Origin of the sequence: Polaribacter sp. BAL334, assembly GCF_015767435.1 — a bacterium.
Lineage (GTDB): Bacteria > Bacteroidota > Bacteroidia > Flavobacteriales > Flavobacteriaceae > Polaribacter.
On record NZ_JADWOV010000209.1, the window covers coordinates 1 to 471 of the forward strand.

Annotated in this window: 1 protein-coding gene; it reads right to left on the minus strand. The window is 34.0% G+C overall.

Features of this window, described 5'->3' with window-relative positions; translation table 11 throughout:
- Positions 1-471, minus strand: a 471-nt coding sequence (locus tag IU405_RS01885; protein WP_197436931.1) for a T9SS type A sorting domain-containing protein, incomplete at both ends; no start/stop codon positions are given.

Genomic DNA, 471 nt, shown 5'->3' on the forward strand with positions numbered 1-471 from the left:
CAATTACTATTTTTTTGATTAAAACTTGATTGTCGTAATTTATTTCAAGGATGTAAACCCCTTGTTTTATTCCTGCTGTAGATATCATCTCTTTTTGCGAGGGTGTGTTTAGTGTTGTATCTATTATTTTCACCCCTAATAGATTGTAAAGGATAATTTTTGATGCTTTTGAGAACAGCTGTAACCCTTCAATAGAGATGTAATCATTCCCATTTCCTTTATAAGCAGTAATCAATGAAGTATTCACAATACTTTCTACAGATAGGCTACTCCTTGTAAAGTGAAGATAAAACCTACCAATACCACTAAGCTTAGTTTGTGGAGTTAGCTCAAAACTTTGTGCAGTAACAAGCGTTACGGTTTTTTCTACTACGTCTTCTACATATACATTGATATCAGAAGGCAATGTGTGATTCGCAATTCGTATTGCAAAAGGAGTTCCTGCTTCTTGGTTTATTACAAGTGGAACAG